This window comes from Paraburkholderia sp. SIMBA_054 (genome assembly GCF_046534875.1).
Taxonomy (GTDB): Bacteria; Pseudomonadota; Gammaproteobacteria; order Burkholderiales; family Burkholderiaceae; genus Paraburkholderia; species Paraburkholderia hospita.
The window spans coordinates 34,981-53,613 of the sequence record NZ_JAWRXV010000071.1; the positions used below are offsets into that span (position 1 = coordinate 34,981).

The following is an 18,633-nucleotide window of genomic DNA, read 5'->3' on the forward strand; positions in this document are numbered from 1 at the left end:
CTCCAGCTGTTGAAGTTCTCGGCCTCAAAGATAGCTCTGACATGAGTTCCCTTCTATACTTACCAGGACATAAGTTTGAGCAATTGGGACAGGTGACGTCGGTGCATACCCTGACGCGAAGTGCCAGCCTTACCGACTATGCGCACGTTGCCCATTCAGTGGGGCTCGATCCGTTTCTGATGCTGCGGCTGGCCAGGCTGCCGCCGAAGGTCCTCATCGATCCAGATATGATGATTAGTGCCGATTCGGTGGGGTGGCTGCTGGAGGAGTCGGCCCGTCTGTCCGGCCAGGAGGCCTTCGGGCTGTTGCTCGCGGAAACGAGAAGCCTGGCCAATCTGGGCATGCTGGCGCTGGCGATCCGGGAAGAGCCCACGCTGCGCGCAGCAGTGCAATTTTTCGGCCGCTATATGCGCCTGCATAACGCCGGCGTGCAATTGCGGCTTGACGATGCGGGCGACGTCGCACTGCTGCATATAGGTGTGAATTTGCAGGGCCATGGCGTCTGGCGCCAGGCTATCGAACAGTCGACTGGTATCGCATTGCGGACGTTGAGAGTGCTGGCCCACGACACCTTCCAGCCGGCAAAGATCAGTTTCACCCACGCGCGACCCGCCAGCCTTGAAGTGCACCGCCGCGTGCTGAGAACCGCGATCGAGTTTTCACAGGAATGCAATGCCATCGTTTGCCGCAGCCGCGACCTGGACATGCCCATCCCTGCGGCAGACCCGGCGCTGAATCGCGAAATGAAACGATGGCTGGACGTGCAGTTGGCTAGCCTGCGCGACGAGCCCACGCAGCGGGCGCGCCAGATCGTCAGGATGCTGCTGCCAGGCGGACTGTGTTCGGTCGATCGGGTTGCCCAGCATCTTGGCATGCATCGACGCACCCTTAATCGGCACCTGGCGGCCGAGGGCGAGAGTGTCACAACGATCATCAATGCTGTACGGGCTGAACTCGCCGCGGAGTATCTGGCCAACAGCGAACGCAAGTTGTATGAAGTCGCCGAACTCCTTGGCTTTTCCTCTGCCTGTGAACTTTCTCGCTGGTTCCGCGGCCAGTTTGGTAAGACACCCTCGGAGTGGGCTGCCCACTACCGGCAGAGCAAGGTGGCAGCCGGGCCCATCTCGCATAAGTAGGACGCCAGGTTCGAGGACGTCTGACGCGTCCCTTCGTCATCCCAGCTAGCCACACGGCCTGAACCGGCCGCACCCTGCACATTCCTGACGTTACAGATCCCCGCCTGCTTCCGCGACTGCACGGGAGCGTTATCGCTATCGGCTTTCCAGCCATGGGCCCTGGCCTCGCGTCCCAATATGCAAAGAAATTGGCGCGTTAAATCAATAGCATCGTGGCCGCACCGCCTATTATGAGTCCCGTGGCCCAAACGAAACGGTGCCCCTGCCCGCTGACAGGCCAGCTACATCTGCCGGACGCACATAGTGCTCGCCGCCGCACCAGCACAGATCGGAGACATCAATGACAGCAACTGCCGCAACCGAAGACACTGCTTCCCAAACCACGCTGGCACCAGCCATTGTCCGGCCATCAGTGCGCCAGCATTCGATCAAGGTGGAGATTTGCACGCCCGCCATCGGCGCCGAACTCAGCAACATCAGCCTCGCTGATGCCGCCCTGGACCCCGACGCCATCGCCGAAATCCGGGCGCTGTGGCTGAAGCATAAAGTCCTGTTCTTCCGCGATCAGAACATTACGCCGATGGAGCAACAGAACTTCGCCGCGCAATTCGCCGAACTGGAAGGCCATCCCCTCGCGCCGAGCCATCCAGAGGCGGACAAGCTGCTGATGCTGTACCGCAATCTCGACCCGAGCAAGCCGAAGAGCTTCGTCGAAAAAGCCAGCCGCGAAAACCTCTGGCATGCCGACGTGACCTTCAAGAAGGCGCCACCCCGCGGCGCGGTGCTGCGGCGCGAACTGGGTCCGGAGACAGGCGGCGACACCATATGGTCCAACATGGTGATGGCCTATGAAAAGCTGCCCGACACCATCAAGCAACGGATCGACGGCCTGTATGCAAAGCACAGTGCCGAGCATGTCTTTCTCGCCCAGATGCCGATCGAAGAACGTCACGCGATGGCCGCGAAGAACCCTGGCGCCGAGCATCCGGTGGTGCTCACCCATCCGGAGACGGGTGAAAAGGTGTTGTTCGTCAACTCGGGGTTCACGACGCATTTCTCGAATTTCTTCAACTTCGAGGACATCCGGTACGGCCAGGACTTCATGCCGGAGGCTCATCACCTGATGAACTATCTGACCTCTCAGGCCGCGATTCCGGAATACCAGGTACGCCTGAAGTGGCGAACCAACACGGTTGCCATGTGGGACAACCTGCAGGTTCAGCACTACGCCGTGGCGGACTACGGTAATGAGCCAAGAAAGATGCTGCGCGCCACCCTCTCGGGCACCCCGCTGGCATAGGGCGAACAGTTTCCTCCGGCGTATCCAGGGCACCCGCCCATCAGGAACAGACGGGCAGCCCTGGTACGCTTACCAGTTTTCGACCACCACCACAAAATGGAGACAGATATGCTTCACGAACAGGTCGACACCTCCCTCATCGATGGCGAATCGCTGCCGTGGGTACCGTTTACGCCCTATGCAGACAACGTCCTGCTGAAATACTTCAAGCTTGACCCGATCCGGGGTGAAGTGATCGTACTGATGAAGGCGCCGCTCGACATGCAACTGCCCAGGCACCACCACACCGGTACGGTCATGGTCTACACGATCGAAGGCCAGTGGAAATACAAGGAGCACGACTGGATCGCGAGGCCCGGCAGCGTCGTGTACGAGACCGCCGCATCGACCCACACCCCTGAAATCGTCACGGAAGGCGGAAAAGGGCATGCGGTCATGCTGGTTCAGATGACCGGCGATCTCCTGTTCCTCGACGGGAACGACAACATCGTCGCGCTCGAAAACTGGAAGAGCGGACTGCAGCGCTATCTCGCCTACTGCGAGCAGCATGGCATCAAGCCGAAAGACCTCACGGCGTTCAACTGATCTGGATTTCATCCGCGAATACTGCGGCGTAATCGTCGGCGAAGAACACTCTACTAACAGGTTCACTGAACTTCTGTAGAAGTCGAGAAACCGGCGTCGCCGCTCTCTCTTGTGCCATTTTTCGGTTTTGGAGAGTCTCAATCTCCATCGGGCGTTCGCCTCCCCGTCCCGTATCGCCTATAACGGCTACGGCGCGAGCCGACGAGGGGCGGCTCAGATCGCAAAGCCGCCGTTCCCCCGATGCGTTGGGAAACGACGGCTCCGGGTCCGACTGCTGCCGGACGCTGCCGATCAATGGCCGACCACGCCGGCCGTTCTATGTCGGACCGGGTTCGGCCACAGGCCACAAAGAGTCATTTACTTTTACTGTCCAGCGGACATTCTGGTGTCCGTTCTTGATCGGTAAGCGACTTACGTCCCGGCAAGCAATCGAAATCGCCTTTCGCTTCTATCGCCGCGAGTTCGTCCGGCGCCAGCCTGGGCCGCGACGCATGACACCAATCATCGAACGCTGTCTTTGATCGCAAATCGGCCTACTTCGCGTTCAGCAACGGGACCGCGGCAGGCACACAACCCCCGTCCAGCGCTTCGGGTCGAGGAGCATAGATACGCATCATGATGCTGCCCCAGAAAGGGCTACTTGTTTTGCTGCGGAGGCTGCCGGAGCTCTTTGGGGCAACGCGTTCGTAAAACTCGTCCGCATCGGCAATGCGGTCATTAAAGGCGAACGTACATGGTGGCCGTTTACAGGCCGCGACGTCCTTTCAGCAGGCCCTCACGGGTTGCCTTTTTACCGTTCTCATGCGGTAGGGTGGCCGAGCAGTCAGCGATTCATAAACGTAATTCAAGGGCAACGTAAGATGAATAAGCAGGAGTCGTCGATGCCGTGGCTGCCGATACCGGGGAAAGCAGGCTCGGTAGCGGCAACGTATTGCGATAGGTTTCAGCTCGGTGCGCGGCGTTCCCGTTGATCGCTCGACGATCGGAGAGGCCGATGACCAGGGCAGGAAAGCTGTTCATCGCCTCATTTCACTGCCGCCCCCCCAACAACCTGACAAAGGCCTCACTGGTAAATGTAGACGCCCTGGCCAACCTTACGACCGAATCGGCCCGCAGCCACCAGTTCTCGCAGCAACGGACACGCGCGGTACTTCGGATCGCCGAACTCCTTCTGATAGACATCCATCACGGACAGCAAGACATCAAGCCCCACCATATCAGCCAGCGCGAGCGGGCCAATGGGGTGATTGGCTCCCAGTCGCATTCCGGCGTCTATTTCCTCAGCAGTTGCGATGCCTTCGGCCAAAACGAAGAACGCTTCGTTGATCATCGGCACGAGAATGCGGTTGACTGCGAACCCGGGTGAGTTCCTGACGATGATGGGCGATTTGCCGAGGCGCACGGTTATCTCACGAATCGCTTCAACAGTCTGATCACTCGTACCAATACCACGGATGATCTCAACGAGCGGCATCAGCGGCACCGGATTGAAGAAGTGCATACCAATGAACCGTGAGGGAGCGGCAAGCGTGCCACCTAGCGCGGTGATCGAAATGGATGATGTATTCGTTGCGATGATCGCGTCGGCCCCAACCACCGACTCGATCTGCTCAAGGATACGGACCTTCAGGTCGTTTCTTTCAGTGGCGGCCTCGATAACGAGATCGACGTCGGCAAGCCGCTGACAGTCATTCGATGTTTCGATCCGGGCGAGCGCGGCTGCGCGCGCATCCGCATCGAGGTTACCCTTGGCAACAAGGCGTTCGAGGCTGTTGCTCAGCGTCGCGACGCCTTTGGCGAGGGCAGCATCGGTCACGTCGATCATGATCACCTTAAGGCCCGAGAGTGCAACGGTCTGGGCGATGCCATTGCCCATCGTACCGGCGCCAACTACCCCTACAAGTTCGATATTCATTCCCACTCTACTCAAAGGTTCTCAAAAATGGCTGCGATGCCCTGGCCACCGCCGATACACATTGTGGCAAGCGCGTACCGCCCACCGACGCGCTTGAGCTCGTACAGCGCCTTGACAGTGATCAGGGCGCCCGTTGCGCCAATCGGGTGACCCAGGGAAATGCCGGAGCCGTTTGGATTGACCCGGGCAGGATCGAGTCGAAGCTCCTGCGTAACGGCGCAGGCTTGCGCGGCAAACGCTTCATTGGCCTCGATCACATCGAGGTCACCGATACGAAGGCCGGCCCGCTCGAGCGCAAGACGGGTGGCGGGCACTGGCCCAATACCCATGTAGCGAGGGTCGACACCTGCGTGCGCGTACGACACGAGCCTGGCCATCGGCTTGATTCCGTGTCGTTCGGCAGCTTGCCGCTCCATCATCAGGATTGCGGCAGCGGCGTCGTTGATGCCGGACGCGTTGCCTGCCGTGACAGTGCCGTTTTCCTTCTGGAAGACGGGCCGCATCGCAGCCATCCCGGCGGTGTCGACATCCGTGCGTACATGCTCGTCAGTGTCGAACACGACTTCCTTGCCTTTGACCTTTCGCGCGATCGGGAGGATCTGCTCCCTGAACCGTCCTTCTGCAAGCGCCGTCGCCGCGCGTCGATGCGACTCGACTGCGAGCGCATCCTGCTGCTCGCGCGAGATGCCGTATTTCCGAGCCACATTTTCCGCGGTGACACCCATTGGAACAGCGTGGAACGGATCGTTCAGCGCGCCGAGCATCATATCGATCAGACGGCTGTCGCCCATGCGCGCTCCAAATCGCGCGTCGGTGCTGATATAGGGCGCGCGGCTCATGTTCTCGGCGCCACCACCGATCGCCACCTCGGCGTCACCCAGCAGGATGGCTTGAGCCGCTGAAATGATGGCCTGCAGGCCCGATCCGCACAGCCGGTTGACCGTGAGGGCGGGGGTTGTTTCTGCCACGCCGCCGTCGAGGGCGGCGACGCGCGCGAGATAGAGATCCTTTGGTTCGGTAGCGATGACATTGCCGAACACCACATGGCCGACCTGACCGCCCGCGACGCCGGCACGCGCGAGTGCTTCCCGCACGACAAGCGCACCAAGTTCCGTGGTCGGGACATCTTTCAGGCTACCGCCGAACTTTCCAATGGCAGTGCGCACACCGCTGACGACAACGACATCTCTCTGCATCAAAAACTCCTTCAAATCTGTGTAATTCCTGAACATGCCGCGTGGCATAGCGGCCGCGTACCGCGACAGTGGCAGTGAAAGTTGTCCGGTCGTACCGGGGCCGGGCCAACCTACTGGCCGCCGAATGGTTTCTGGACGGTCAGCCTGTTGGTAACGGACGTCACGCCGGGAACGCCTCGGGCGATCTCGGCGACCTTGTCGATCTGCGAGGCGTCCACGACTGTGCCGTCGAGCGTCACCGCGCCGTTCTTCGCTACGACGCTGATATCGCCGGCGTTGATCTCCTTGTGCTTCGCGATGGCGGCGTAGATCGTCCTGCGCAGCGCACGATTGGCCTTGCGGATGTCTTTGGCAGTCGTGCCACCGGAGGCGGCGGCCGCGGTGGCGTTCGAAGCGGCGCTCGCGCCTGGGGGCTGCGCCCACGCATGAACGGATGCCAGTGCAATCAATGCAGCACCAGCGAGCCCGAATGCCCTTGTTGTAGTCATGAAATGCTCCAGTTGTTGTGTGGAAGGGATCAGAAGCTGTGACGCATGCCGATCATCGCCGCAGTGGTCGACCTGCCTTGTGGAACGGGTGCGCCGTAGGTGATCGTCTGGCTCATGTTGCCGTGGTTGTCGACATAACCGACCTGCGCATAGGCGAGAGTGCGCTTGGACACGCTATATTCGGCGCCCACTGCGTACTCGGCGGAGTGATTGGCCCCGACGTTCCGGTCATGCAGGTAATAGAATCCTGATGTGACCTTGAAGAGCGGGCTGAACCTGTAGCCAAGCCCCCCGGAGAACATCTCCAGGTTGAACCCTTTGGGCCCGCTGGTATTCGCGGGATTTCGGGCCCGGCTGTAGGACGACGACACGGAAAATGCGTGAAACGTGTATTGCGCGCCCACGTAGTAGAACTGGTTGTTGTTCACACCCGTCGACGGCGCAGTGACGATTCCACTGGCGGTCGTCGTGAACGGGTTGGAGTCGTGTCCGTTGTAGTACACGGCCGCAAGGTTCAGACCGTAGTTCGAATATTGCAGCACGGCCGACTCGCGCGTGCCGCCCTGGAATTTCCCGGGGACGCCGCCCGGTGCGTACTCGAGCGCGAGCGATGCGCCATAGAACTTCGGCGACCGGTAGACGATCGCGTTGTCGTCATACAGCGCCCCGACCGAGCCGTTCGTGCTCGTGCCCTGCCACCCCGAGGCCTGGTTCAGGCCGAGCCATCCGGTCAGAATGCTGCCGAAATACTGGGCGTTCCGCACGTCGGTGTCGGCCATCGCGTAGATCATCGGCACGATCTGCCGACCCATGTCGACGGAGCCGTACGGACTCGAAACGCCTACCGTCGTCTGCTGGGTGAACATCGACGTGGCGGTCGGCGTGTCTGCCAGGCCACTTCTCCCGGTGCCGCTGTTGAACGATCCTTGTAGCTTGAAGTTGACCTTGAAGCCGCCGCCAATGTCCTCGGAGCCTTTCAGGCCAAAGATGCTCGAATAGATGCCGCCGTCCTTATACTGGAAGACGTGCCCGAGATTCACCTTGGACTGGAAGTTCGCTGCGTTTGCGCTTTGATAGAGCAGACCGGAATCCAGGACGCCATATAGCGTGACTGACGATTGTGCATGTGCCGCACTGGCGAACACGACAAGCGCCGCAGCGCCACTCCACTTCAATTTCATTTTGTCTCCTCATATGATTAGGAATGCATAAAAATACAGCAGATACGCGGCAATTGCTTCAATGACACTGGGCCTGTGGCTTATGCAGACAGAATGTCGGCGCGACGGAAGGTGCCCGGTACCACGCGCGGCAGGCAAATGATCGGCGCGCCAGCGCCGTCACCAGCCGTTGTCCTCACGAAATTGGCTCTGAGCCGTAGTGCTATCGACTCATGCTGCCTGGCATGGACCACTGGTCGTCCGCATCGCTCTGCAATATCAGGACGCCTCCGATCTCGCGTATCGGAAACCGGTGAAGGCGCAGCCTGTCCGACACACCCTCGTCGGGCTTCGCCAGATCGAACTGCAGTCCATGGGCGGGACATCGCAATACCGTTCCGTCGATACAACCGCTGGCCAGGGACGCCCCGTTGTGTGGGCAGGAATTCTCAATGGCGTGGATCGTCCCGCCGACGTTGAAAAGGACGACGCCTTTGCCGTTGACGAAGACGAGCTTGCGCTGGCCCGGAGAAAGCTCGGTTGCCAGCGCGACAGGCACCAGATTTGATGTGCAGGCAGAGTGGGATTGACAAGTCATGTTCTGTCGATGGAAATGAGGTCGGCTGAACCGGGGCACCCGTTCCGCAAAGATCATCTTTCACGAGTGCTGCCCGGGTTCGACATACCTGTCAGCACTGCTCACGCAGCAGCTTCTTGTTGATCTTGCCCACGCTCGTTTTGGGAATTTCCTCGACGAAGGCAATGCGGTCCGCATCAGGAACCGCGTACTTGCTGATTCGCTTTGCGTCAACGTGTTGCATCAACCGTTCACGAATCACCTCAACGCAAACGCCCGCGCCCGTCTCGCGAACGACGAACGCCATCGGCCGTTCTCCCCACTTCTCATCACGCACGCCGACCACCGCACACTCCTGCACGCCGGCTACGCCCGTGATCAGGCTCTCGACCTCGATCGACGACACCCATTCGCCGCCCGTCTTGATCACATCCTTGATGCGGTCAACGATCTGGATGAACCCGTCGGGCGTCATGACGGCAATGTCCTGCGTATGCAGATAGCCGCCGGCCCAAAGCTCCTCAGACGCTGCTGGCTTGCCGACGTAGGTCTTCGTGAGGAACGGTGAGCGCAGGACGATCTCGCCCTGCTGCTTTCCGTCGCGTGCGACGTCTTTCATGTTCCCGTCGACGACCCGGAAGTCGACAAACGGCACCGGGCGGCCGGTCGCGGAGCGCATCCGCACTTCTTCCTGACGGTCCTTCGGTACGTATCCAGGCGGCAGTTGCGCCATGGAGACGATGGGGCCGGTCTCCGACATGCCATAGGCTGTAAAGACATCCATGCCGCGGTCGAGCGCAGCTTCACACAGCGCGGGCGACAAGGCGGAACCACCAATCATGAGCTTCCAGCCCTTCAGGTCCTGCCCGTGCGCGTCCGCCGCCTGGAGCACCATCTTGAGGATGGTCGGCACGCAGTGGGAGAAGGTGACCTTTTCCGTCTGGCGCAGGCCGACCAGGCGCTCGGGGATATAACGTCCCGGCAGCACGGTCTTGAGCCCCAGCATGACCGCGATATACGGCATGCCCCAGGCGAGCACGTGAAACATCGGCGTGATCGGCATGTAGACGTCCTCCCGATGCAACCGCTGGCCGTCGCGCGGCGCGCACAGGCTCATGGCCGTCCCCATGGCGTGCAGGACGATGTCGCGGTGGCTGTACGCCACGCCCTTTGGATCACCGGTCGTGCCCGTCGTGTAAAACGTCGCGGCGCGCGTCCTTTCGTCGAAGTCGGGGAATTCGAAATCCGCCGACGCGCGCGCCATCAGCTCCTCGTACTCGCCGGCGACCGGCAGTGTCATTGTCGGCACGGTTTCACCGTCGGCAAGCACCACCATCTGGCGCACGAACTTCAGTTCTGCCTTGATCTCCTCCAGCACGGGAACGAAGTCCGTATGCACCAGTACGACCTCGGCACGGGAGTCGTTCAGGGTATAGAGGATCTGCTGGGCCGACAGCCGCACGTTGACCGTGAAGAGCGTCGCGCCCATCATCGGGATAGCGAAATAGCTTTCCAGGTAGCGGTGGCTGTCCCAGTCCATCACGGCTACGGTGGAGCCGTTGCGGACATCCAGCCCGCGCAGCATGGACGCGAGCTGGCCGACGCGCTCCCGGAACTGCCGGAAGCTGTAACGCAGTTCTCCGCGATAGGTGATTTCCTGGTCGCCATGGATGCTCAGTGCGTTCAGGAGCAGCTGCTTGACGAGCAGCGGGTAGGTATAGGCCGACGGCGTCGGCGTGATCAGGCTGTCTTGCATGGCAGGGCTCAGAACGGTTTGCTTCCAATGATTCCAGCGCGCTCCATCTTGCGGTGGCTCGGCGGATAGTCCATGACGGCGTAGTGCTGCGTCGCGCTGTTGTCCCAGATCGCGATGCTGTTGGGCTTCCAGCGCCAGCGCACCTGGTATTCCGGGATAGACGCCTGACTGATCAGGTAGCGCAGCAGGTCCGCGGCACCCGGGTTCGCATCGGCGCCGTAGCGCACGCGGGCCGGGGTATGGAAGTTGGTGAAGTGGGTCGTGAAGACGTTCACATACAGGATCTTTTCGCCCGTTTCTGCGTGGGTCCGGACCACGGGATGCTCCGCATCGGGAAACTGCGCCCTGAGCGCAAGGCGCTTCTCGATGGGCATGATGGCCCCGAAGGTGGCCTCAATGCTGTGGCGCGCGCGCAGGTCGGCAATCTCGCTTTTGATGTGCTCGGGCAGCTTCTGGTACGCCAGCACCATGTTCGCCCACATCGTGTCGCCGCCGACGGGCGGGCATTCCACGCAGCGAAGCACCGCGCCGAACGGCGGTGCTTCGCGCCACGTGGCATCAGAGTGCCACGCGTTCTCATAGCGGTCGTTCGGCTGCTCCGGCGTGCGGTAGATCCGCGCCAGCCCTGGATTCTCGGGATCGCTACCCACGACAGGATGCCCTTCGAGCTCGCCGAAGCGACGGGCGAAGGCCACGTGATCGGCACGGGTGATGTCCTGGTCGCGCAGGAATACCACGCGATATTGGAGCAGGGCTGCCCGGATCTCCGCAAAGAGGCCAGCATCGTGGAGGGCGTCGGCCAGCTTGACACCGGTCAGTTCTGCGCCAATGGCATGAGTGAGTTGTTCGATACGCATAGCTTCGGTATTCCTCGTCTTACTGTTCCAACACGAAGACTGACGAGCCGGTCGTCTTGCGCGATTCGAGGTCGCGGTGGGCGTGGGCGGCGTCTTCGAGGGCGTACTTCTGGTTGATCTCGATCTGGATGCGACCGGCTGCCACATGGCCGAACAGTTCCGCTGCGAGGTCGGCTTTTTCGGCGGGGTCCGCGATGTAGTCGGCCAGCGCCGGACGGGTCAGGTAGAGCGATCCCTTATGCGCGAGCAGTTGCGGATTGAACGGTGGGATTGGGCCCGAAGCGGTGCCAACGCATACCATCAGGCCCCTGCGCTTGAGAGAATCGAGCGAGGCCTCGAAGGTGTCCTTGCCGACGCTGTCGAAGACGACGTTCACGCCGACGCCATCGGTCAGCTCGCGCACGCGCTTTGCCACGTCTTCCCGGCTGTAATCGATGATGTGGTCGCAGCCATGTGCCCGTGCGACTTCCGCCTTGGCGTCGTTCGATACAGTACCGATGACCGTCAGTCCGAGCAGCCTGGCCCATTGCGACACGATGAGGCCGACGCCCCCGGCAGCTGCGTGCAGCAGGACAGTGTCGCCCGCGTTGAAGCCGTAGATGCGCCGCATGAGGTAGGATGCGGTGAACCCCCGCATCGTCATGGCGGCGGCGGTCTCGAACGAGATGTCGTCCGGCAGTTTGATCAGGGGAGCCGCGTCGATCACGCGCTCCGTGCAGTAAGCGCCGAGCGTGTTGTACGCGCCGGTGTAGGTCACCCGGTCACCTACCGAGACGCTGGTGACGTCCGGCCCCACGCTGACCACGGTGCCGGCTGCTTCGGTGCCAATGCCCGAGGGCAGCGGCGCCGGATACAGGCCGGTGCGGAAATAGATGTCGGCAAAGTTGAGGCCGACCGCCTCGTGGCGCAGCCTGACCTGACCCGGTCCGGGTTCGCCGACCGCCACGTCCTCATAGCGCAGGACCTCGGGGCCACCAGTTTCATAAAAGCGAACAGCTTTTGCCATGCTTTGTCTCCTTCATTCAATACAGGTGCGCCAGCCTTGTGCCGGATCGGCACCTTCGAGCAAGCGCGCAAATACGTGACTACCGTCCCATCGCTGTGCGATCGGCGGCAAACTTGACGAACCAGTCCAGGCTTTCAGGATTCGCCATGGTGTCGGGATTAGCCACCTTGTCCAGCGGCTGTCCCAGTAGCAGCTTCTTGATTGGCAGTTCCATCTTCTTGCCGGACAGGGTGCGTGGAATCGCCGACACCTGGAACACTTCGTTCGGCACATGCCGTGCGGAGAGCGCGACCTTGATGCGCTGGCGAATGGTTTCGGTGAGCGCAGGCGTCAGCTTGACGCCCGGCCGCAACACCACGAACAGCGGCATGTAAGACTCACGTCCCAGGTATTCGAGATCCACGACCATGCTGTCGAGGACCTCGGGCAACTCCTCCACGGCCCGGTACAACTCGCTCGTACCCATGCGGATGCCGTGGCGATTGATCGTGGCGTCCGAGCGGCCATAGATGATCGCGCCGCCCCTTGGAGTGATGCGCACCCAGTCTCCATGGCGCCAGATTCCTGGATACATGTCGAAGTAGCTGTCGCGGTAGCGTGCGTTGTCCCTGTCATTCCAGAAGCGCAGCGGCATCGACGGCATCGGGGCGGTGCAGACCAGCTCGCCGACCTCGTCTACCACCGCCTTTCCCGCCTCATCGAAGGCCTCGACGCGCGCGCCCAGGCAGCGGCACTGCATTTCGCCAAGGTAGACGGGCAGCGTGGGCACACCTGAAACAAAGCAGCCGGCGAAGTCGGTGCCCCCCGATAGCGCGTTGATCCAGACCGGCCCGACGTGATCGAGGATCCAGCGGTAGCCTTCAGGTGCCAGCGGAGAGCCCGTCGAGCCGACTGCGCGCAGCCGCGCAAGGTCGGCCACGTTGCGGGGCTCGATAGCGGACTTTTCACAGGCCTGAAAGTACGCTGCGCCCGCACCGAAAAAGTTCACCCCGGCGTCCCCGATGAATCGCCAGAGCGCGTTCATGTCCGGATAGCCGGGATTCCCGTCGAACAGGCATGCCGTCGCGCCTGCGAGCAATCCGCCGACTTGCAGGTTCCACATGATCCAGCCGGTACTGGCCTGCCAGAAGAAGCGGTCACCGGCATGCAGATCCAGATGGAGCGTGGTGAGCTTGACATGCTCGAGAACGATGCCACCCTGCGAGTGGACGATGGGCTTCGGCAGGCCTGTCGTGCCTGACGAGTAGACGATCCACAGCGGATGGTCGAACGGCACGTGCTCGACGCCGAGCGGCGTAGCGTCTTGCGAGATCGCTTCGGCCCACGTCACCACGTTCGAAAGCCCATCGCAATCGTCCTCGCAACGCAGCGTCGGAACGACGATGACATGCTCGACGCTCGGCAACTGCTCGAGCAGCGTGCGCAATACCGGTCGGCGATCGAATTCCTTGCCGCCATACCGGTAGCCGTCGACGGCGATCATGACTTTGGGCGCGATCTGGCGGAAGCGATCCAGCACTGCCAGTTCCCCCATGTCGGGCGCGCAGGCCGACCAGATTGCGCCGATGCTTGCCGCGGCGAGAAACGCAACGATCGCATGCGGGGTGTTGGAAAGATAGGCCGCAACCCGGTCGCCCCGAACCACACCCCTGCTGCGCAGAGAGGCCGCCAAAGCCGCAACCTGACGTTCCAGTTCGGCCCAGCTCATTTCTCCTGCCTCGCCCGCCTCGTTGCGATAAACGATGGCGGGCCGGCCAGCCGTGGAGTGTCGAAACACCTGCTCGACGTAGTTCATCTGCACGCACGGGAACCACGCAGCGCCTGGCATGGTGGCGTCAGCCAGTGCGACGCGGGGCTTCTGGATCGACGGGATCGCGGCCCAGTCCCACAGCGCCAGCCAGAAGGCGTCGATCTCGTCGACTGACCACTGCCACAAGGCGTCGTAGTTCGCAAATGAGAGGCCGCGCTCCTGCTCGAGCCATCGCATGAATTGCGTGACGCGGGCGTCGTCGACGATGGCTGAAGACGGCGACCACGCCGGCAGTGTGAGTGACGGTGCCGTCACCGCACCAGCGTTCAGGGTCGGACTGATGGAAATGCTCATTGCTCGGGTACCGATAAGGGGTGGGTGCTATCAAGGCGCATTGCTGCGCGGTTCAGGCCGATACCGTCACGGGCGAGCCCGGCGAGGTCGCGGCATCCAGGCGGATATGCTCCACCTTCGCCAGTTCCGATTCGTAGGTGCGCATGGCCAGCAGGAAACACAGGGCGGCGAGCAGACCGAACGCGGGCATCACCGCAAGCGCCGTCTGCAAGCCCCATGCATCGGACACCAGGCCACCCACGAAGGGGCCGACGGCGAGGCCAAAGAGATTCTGGAACAGCGACAGAATGGCGGCCCCGGTGGAACGGACACCCGGATGAATTACGTTGAGCACCACCGTGGCAGTTGGCGCCACCGTGCACATCATCAGGAGACCACCAAGAGCGATCAGCAGGAACTGCCCGTTCGCTGACATCGTGCCGCCGAAGGCTGTCACGAAGACAAGCAACGTTGCCGTGCACAGGATGGCCATCATCACAAGTTTGTTGCGCGGTCGGCGGACGGCGAGTCGATCCGCTATCACGCCCCAGATGACCGAGCCCGTTGCGCCACACAGCACGACCACTGCGGCTAGCATCCCTGCGTGGTCCGGGGCGGCGCCGTGGTAACGGTGGAAATAGCTTGGAAGCCACGACCAGATCATCGACACGACGACGAGCTGAAGGGCGGCGCCCAGGCACGTCCACCATACCGTGGGCGAACTGGCCAGTATCGATACGATCTGCCTTGCAAAGCTCTGCACAGAGTGCCGCGCCTGGTCCATGCGGGGGGCGAGTTCCACGGTCTTATAGTCCGGCACAAGCAGGTACAGGAAAGCCAGGACCAGGCCGGGAACGCCAACGATACCGAATGCCGCTTTCCAGCCCCAGTGGGCCGCGACAACGCCACCCAGCATCACGCCAAGCACGGAACCGAGCGAGGCCGCCGCGAAAAAGGCGCCAAGCAGCGTGGTGCGCAGTCGCTTCGGAAACAGGCTGGCAATCAGGGCGCCGCCCACCGAGCCGTAGCCGGTCTCGCCAAGGCCGACGATGGCTCGCGCCGCGAAGAGCTGTCCAAAGTTGCGCGCGAACATGCAGGAGATCGTCGCCAGGCTCCACACCGTTGCCATCACGAAGATGCTCTTGACCCGGCTGAAGCGGTCAGCCATCAGCGCGACGGGAACGCCGCCTGCGGCCACGACGATGGAAATGATCGACACCAGGCTGCCAAGTTGCATGTCTGATAGGCCCCAGGCGGCCTTCAGGTGCGGAAACAACGACACAATGACCTGACGATCGACGTAATCGAACAACATCAGCGCGAAGGTCATCGCGAAGGCGAACCACGCCTGACGCCGGCTGACGAGGTAGCCGTCGCGGTCGTCCGACTGCGGCGCGGCGGAATGCAAGTTCATGATTTACGTCTCCGGGGTGAGACTCTTTCATGGAGAGCCTCTTTCTATCTGGCGATCTCACAACGAGACCGGAAAGTTCGTTGCTTCGCAACGTCTGCGAAGCAACGGCGCACTCAAATCGCAACGTGCGATCTCGCTCTCAGGCAGCGCGCAGCGGAACGCCTCTGATGCCTGGCTGGCGGTTGGGCGCCATGCCGTTCGCGGCCAGCGTCTCGTCAACAGTGTCGTACCAGGTACCAATGCGGTAGATCTCGCGGGCTTCCTTGCCGGTCGCGATGCCGCGGCCGAGTTCATGGGCGACGCGCACGCACTGCTGGATCTGCTGCACGGAGGTCATGCGATTGCCGCGTTGATCGGTGAGCGTGTCCTCTGTGCCGACGCGAGGATGGAAGCCCATTGCCATGGACATCATGTTGAGTGGCAGCACGTTATGCAGAAGAGACTCTGACGTGACGCAGACGCCGTCGGCTGCGCGCTGCAGGAGGTACATGAAGTTGTAGGGATTGGGGCCGTCGGCGCCGCCGGCGATGCCGATCCAGGTCAGGTTGACCGGGCCTTTGTAGATGCCGCGGCGGATCATGCGTTCGATTGTGTCGTAGGAGTGAACGCCCGCGAGCTGGAAGTGAGGCTGGATACCGGCAGCCTGCAGGCGCCGCAAGTGCTCTTCAACCCAGCCCGGACCTGCCGGGACCGTCATCTCGCGATAGGCTTGCTGCAATGCCGGCTCGGCGAGCGACGTCCCTGCCACGGCCTCCGGCGTCATCAACTCCATGATGTTCATCTGCGTGGTGTTGATCGCAATCGTCACCTGGTCCGGCTTCGGGTCCAGTTCGGCGAGCATGTGGCGGGTGTCGTCGGACAGCCACGTCGCAGCCTGGCCTTCATTTTCCGGAGCGAAAGAGATCGAGCCGCCGACCTGGATGATCATGTCGGGTACTGCCGCGCGTACGCCGGCGATCAGTTCGTTGAACTTGGACAGGCGCTTCGAGCCTTTGCCATCGAGTTCGCGCACGTGCAGGTGCAGCACCCTTGCTCCGGCTTCGTAGCAGTCAACGGCCTTCTGGATCTGCTCGTCCATGGTTACCGCAATGTCTTCCGGGAAATCGGAAGGCATCCACTCGGGGGCGTAAGGGGCGACGGTGATGACCACCTTCTGCTGGTTTTGGGGATGAAGCGAGTCGTCGAGGAATTGCATGGATTGGCTCCTGGTGTTGAGCACCGATACCGGCGCTTGGTTCGGCGTATGGCCACACTGTAGGCTGTCCATGAGGTAGACTATTTCGTTCAGGTGCCAGTTATTTTCGTTTTGATGCCATTCGGTAGAAACCATTAGCGGCGCACTCCAAGTGCTGTTATAGGGCACGACCGGCGCATCAAGGAGATCCAGGTGACGGAACCGATGGTCCGTGCGCGAGCGTTGAGTGGCCTCTTGCAGGTGGCCCGGCGACATGGGCTGGTGCCCCAGAACCTGCTGCGCGAGGTGGGTCTCGATGCCGCTGTACTGGCCAATCTCGACCATCGGATTCCGATTGCCGCCGTATGCCAGCTGCTGGAAAATGCCGCGTCAAATGCGAAGTGCCCAACGTTCGGGATCGAGATGGCCGACAGTCGTCAGCCACTCGATTTCGGCATGCTCGAACTATTGCTCTCGCACAAGCGGACCCTGCGCGAGGTCCTGCTGGCGGCGATCCAGTATCGCCACCTGCTCAATGAAGCGCTGGCGATTTACGTGGAAGCTGGCGGAAGTACCGTCGTGATCCGCGAGGAAATCGTCGCAGAGCAAGGCATTCCGACGCGCCAGGCAACCGAACTTGCCATTGGCGTGCTGGCCCGCACCTGTGTCGCCCTCCTGGGAGAACACTGGCAGCCACGAAGCGTCAACTTCACCCATCCCGGGCCGGCCAGCATGAACTTTTACCGGCGTTTCTTTGGATGCCCGGTGGAATTCGACAGCGACTTCAATGGTATTGTCTGCGCCGCCGGGGATCTCGACCGCCCGAATCCGAATGCGGACCCGGAACTTGTGACTTATGCGGAAAGCCTGGCCAACCCGCTTAACCTGTCAGAGCCGCACTCGATCGTCCTGGATGTGCGTAAGACCATCTACCTGCTGCTACCCATTGAGCAGGCTGCCGTTGACCAGGTTGCAGGGCACCTTCACCTGAGTGTACGCACGATGCAGCGTCAACTCGATGCGGCCGGTACCAACTTCTCAAATCTGGTCGATGAGGTTCGACGGGAGCTCGCAATACGCTATCTGACCAATCGGCGTTACCCAATCGGGCGCGTGGCAACGTTGCTCGGCTATTCGAGGCAGTCAACCTTCACCCAATGGTTTACGGCGCGGTTCGGCACATCACCGCGTGCGTGGCGGAGTACGCAGTTGAAGCAATGACCAGTTCCCGGCGCGCCTCGCCGCCTGCCTGGGCGGTTCAGCCGGAATTGAACGCAACATGCAGCATCAGTTGCCGTTTCTGATTTCTTCGCAAGCGTGGTTTGCTGGCTCGGCGGTTTACGCACGGATAGACCGTTTGGCCAATAAAGTCACAACGCCGCTGCGATGAACGCTCGCTGCGTTCAGACTCGGCCGTTAGGCCTTCCTGCGTAGCCGTTGGCGGTCAAGGCGACCCGGTCAGCGTGTTTTCCCGACGGTCGGGAATGGCACCCAGCATACGTAGCGCCTGGGCGATTGAGATTGGCCACTTTCGCTCGCACGACGCATTGCGCGAACGCGTAGCGCGCCCGACTGGCCGGATCTGTCAGTAAATGGACCTGTTTGGACAGCCGATTATTCCGTCTCCAGCGATACGATGTGCCCAATCGTTGCTCCTGTCGCTGCTTGCAATCACCGATACGGTCAAAGTCGCGCTTGAAGTCAGATCGCGATACGTAGGAGTACAACGTTGACAACTGTTTTTGCGTAGGAGAATTTCGTGAGAGTTCTGGTCGCGGTAAAGCGCGTAATTGACTACAACGTGAAGGTCCGCGTGAAGTCGGACAACACGGGCGTCGATATCGCCAACGTGAAGATGTCGATGAATCCGTTCGACGAAATCGCCGTCGAAGAGGCCGTGCGCCTGAAGGAAGCGGGCGTGGCGACGGAAGTGATCGCCGTGTCGGCGGGCGTGACGCAATGTCAGGAAACGCTGCGCACGGCGCT

The 18,633-nt window shown here is 61.5% G+C and carries 17 protein-coding genes; 5 read left to right on the forward strand and 12 right to left on the reverse strand.

Going from position 1 to position 18,633, the window contains the following annotated elements; all coding sequences use genetic code 11:
• The first annotated feature begins 101 nt into the window (after positions 1 to 101).
• The 3 genes from SB822_RS46785 to SB822_RS46795 all read left to right on the forward strand — a co-directional run bounded on the left by SB822_RS46785 (position 102) and on the right by SB822_RS46795 (position 3,021).
• A complete protein-coding gene (locus SB822_RS46785) occupies positions 102 to 1,136 on the forward strand; it encodes an AraC family transcriptional regulator (RefSeq protein ID WP_410857872.1) in 1,035 nt (344 codons plus the stop codon).
• Between the two features lie 340 nt (positions 1,137 to 1,476).
• Entirely contained in the window at positions 1,477 to 2,436 is a 960-nt protein-coding gene (locus SB822_RS46790; RefSeq protein WP_410857873.1) for a TauD/TfdA dioxygenase family protein, read from the forward strand.
• Positions 2,437 to 2,544: 108 nt separating this feature from the next.
• Entirely contained in the window at positions 2,545 to 3,021 is a 477-nt protein-coding gene (locus SB822_RS46795) for a 2,4'-dihydroxyacetophenone dioxygenase family protein (protein WP_410857874.1), read from the forward strand.
• A gap of 831 nt (positions 3,022 to 3,852) precedes the next feature.
• Here the strand turns inward: SB822_RS46795 and SB822_RS46800 are convergent.
• The 12 genes from SB822_RS46800 to SB822_RS46855 form a co-directional block, all read right to left on the reverse strand.
• The gene (locus SB822_RS46800) at positions 3,853 to 4,041 is read right to left on the reverse strand and encodes a hypothetical protein (protein WP_410857875.1); all 189 of its coding nucleotides are present in this window, start codon (positions 4,039 to 4,041) and stop codon (positions 3,853 to 3,855) included.
• A 43-nt stretch (positions 4,042 to 4,084) separates the two neighbouring features.
• Positions 4,085 to 4,936: a 3-hydroxybutyryl-CoA dehydrogenase gene (locus tag SB822_RS46805; RefSeq protein ID WP_410857876.1), complete on the reverse strand. Its 852-nt coding sequence runs from the start codon at positions 4,934 to 4,936 to the stop codon at positions 4,085 to 4,087.
• A gap of 11 nt (positions 4,937 to 4,947) precedes the next feature.
• A complete protein-coding gene (gene bktB / locus SB822_RS46810) occupies positions 4,948 to 6,132 on the reverse strand; it encodes a beta-ketothiolase BktB (RefSeq protein ID WP_410857877.1) in 1,185 nt (394 codons plus the stop codon).
• A 110-nt stretch (positions 6,133 to 6,242) separates the two neighbouring features.
• On the reverse strand, positions 6,243 to 6,620 hold the full coding sequence (locus tag SB822_RS46815; protein WP_410857878.1) for a BON domain-containing protein: 378 nt from the start codon (positions 6,618 to 6,620) through the stop codon (positions 6,243 to 6,245).
• Positions 6,621 to 6,649: 29 nt separating this feature from the next.
• Positions 6,650 to 7,801, reverse strand: a complete 1,152-nt coding sequence (locus tag SB822_RS46820) for a porin (RefSeq protein WP_410857879.1) — start codon at positions 7,799 to 7,801, stop codon at positions 6,650 to 6,652.
• Between the two features lie 202 nt (positions 7,802 to 8,003).
• Positions 8,004 to 8,435, reverse strand: coding sequence for a Rieske (2Fe-2S) protein (locus tag SB822_RS46825; protein ID WP_410857880.1), 432 nt, complete (start codon positions 8,433 to 8,435; stop codon positions 8,004 to 8,006).
• 34 nt (positions 8,436 to 8,469) lie between these two features.
• A complete protein-coding gene (locus SB822_RS46830; RefSeq protein ID WP_410857881.1) occupies positions 8,470 to 10,113 on the reverse strand; it encodes a fatty acid--CoA ligase in 1,644 nt (547 codons plus the stop codon).
• Between the two features lie 8 nt (positions 10,114 to 10,121).
• Positions 10,122 to 10,970, reverse strand: a complete 849-nt coding sequence (locus SB822_RS46835) for a TauD/TfdA dioxygenase family protein (protein ID WP_410857882.1) — start codon at positions 10,968 to 10,970, stop codon at positions 10,122 to 10,124.
• A gap of 19 nt (positions 10,971 to 10,989) precedes the next feature.
• On the reverse strand, positions 10,990 to 11,976 hold the full coding sequence (locus SB822_RS46840; RefSeq protein ID WP_410857883.1) for a quinone oxidoreductase family protein: 987 nt from the start codon (positions 11,974 to 11,976) through the stop codon (positions 10,990 to 10,992).
• A gap of 79 nt (positions 11,977 to 12,055) precedes the next feature.
• Positions 12,056 to 14,080, reverse strand: coding sequence for an acetoacetate--CoA ligase (locus SB822_RS46845; RefSeq protein ID WP_410857884.1), 2,025 nt, complete (start codon positions 14,078 to 14,080; stop codon positions 12,056 to 12,058).
• A 52-nt stretch (positions 14,081 to 14,132) separates the two neighbouring features.
• A complete protein-coding gene (locus SB822_RS46850; RefSeq protein WP_410857885.1) occupies positions 14,133 to 15,473 on the reverse strand; it encodes a spinster family MFS transporter in 1,341 nt (446 codons plus the stop codon).
• Between the two features lie 139 nt (positions 15,474 to 15,612).
• Positions 15,613 to 16,668: a 3-keto-5-aminohexanoate cleavage protein gene (locus SB822_RS46855; RefSeq protein ID WP_410857886.1), complete on the reverse strand. Its 1,056-nt coding sequence runs from the start codon at positions 16,666 to 16,668 to the stop codon at positions 15,613 to 15,615.
• Between the two features lie 204 nt (positions 16,669 to 16,872).
• Here SB822_RS46855 and SB822_RS46860 point away from each other — a divergent pair, with 204 nt between their 5' ends.
• Entirely contained in the window at positions 16,873 to 17,868 is a 996-nt protein-coding gene (locus tag SB822_RS46860; RefSeq protein ID WP_410857891.1) for an AraC family transcriptional regulator, read from the forward strand.
• Between the two features lie 538 nt (positions 17,869 to 18,406).
• Positions 18,407 to 18,633: electron transfer flavoprotein subunit beta/FixA family protein (locus tag SB822_RS46865; RefSeq protein WP_410857887.1), on the forward strand; the 227-nt coding region annotated here is incomplete at its 3' end.

Bases quoted from the DNA above. Each gene is read 5' to 3' on its own strand.
- SB822_RS46820 (WP_410857879.1), bottom strand. From the start codon at position 7,801: ATGAAATTGAAGTGGAGTGGCGCTGCGGCGCTTGTCGTGTTCGCCAGT.
- SB822_RS46815 (WP_410857878.1), bottom strand. From the start codon at position 6,620: ATGACTACAACAAGGGCATTCGGGCTCGCTGGTGCTGCATTGATTGCA.
- bktB (WP_410857877.1), bottom strand. From the start codon at position 6,132: ATGCAGAGAGATGTCGTTGTCGTCAGCGGTGTGCGCACTGCCATTGGA.
- SB822_RS46835 (WP_410857882.1), bottom strand. From the start codon at position 10,970: ATGCGTATCGAACAACTCACTCATGCCATTGGCGCAGAACTGACCGGT.
- SB822_RS46800 (WP_410857875.1), bottom strand. From the start codon at position 4,041: ATGAACAGCTTTCCTGCCCTGGTCATCGGCCTCTCCGATCGTCGAGCG.
- SB822_RS46850 (WP_410857885.1), bottom strand. From the start codon at position 15,473: ATGAACTTGCATTCCGCCGCGCCGCAGTCGGACGACCGCGACGGCTAC.
- SB822_RS46830 (WP_410857881.1), bottom strand. From the start codon at position 10,113: ATGCAAGACAGCCTGATCACGCCGACGCCGTCGGCCTATACCTACCCG.
- SB822_RS46795 (WP_410857874.1), top strand. From the start codon at position 2,545: ATGCTTCACGAACAGGTCGACACCTCCCTCATCGATGGCGAATCGCTG.
- SB822_RS46825 (WP_410857880.1), bottom strand. From the start codon at position 8,435: ATGATCTTTGCGGAACGGGTGCCCCGGTTCAGCCGACCTCATTTCCAT.
- SB822_RS46840 (WP_410857883.1), bottom strand. From the start codon at position 11,976: ATGGCAAAAGCTGTTCGCTTTTATGAAACTGGTGGCCCCGAGGTCCTG.
- SB822_RS46805 (WP_410857876.1), bottom strand. From the start codon at position 4,936: ATGAATATCGAACTTGTAGGGGTAGTTGGCGCCGGTACGATGGGCAAT.
- SB822_RS46860 (WP_410857891.1), top strand. From the start codon at position 16,873: ATGGTCCGTGCGCGAGCGTTGAGTGGCCTCTTGCAGGTGGCCCGGCGA.
- SB822_RS46790 (WP_410857873.1), top strand. From the start codon at position 1,477: ATGACAGCAACTGCCGCAACCGAAGACACTGCTTCCCAAACCACGCTG.
- SB822_RS46845 (WP_410857884.1), bottom strand. From the start codon at position 14,080: ATGAGCATTTCCATCAGTCCGACCCTGAACGCTGGTGCGGTGACGGCA.
- SB822_RS46855 (WP_410857886.1), bottom strand. From the start codon at position 16,668: ATGCAATTCCTCGACGACTCGCTTCATCCCCAAAACCAGCAGAAGGTG.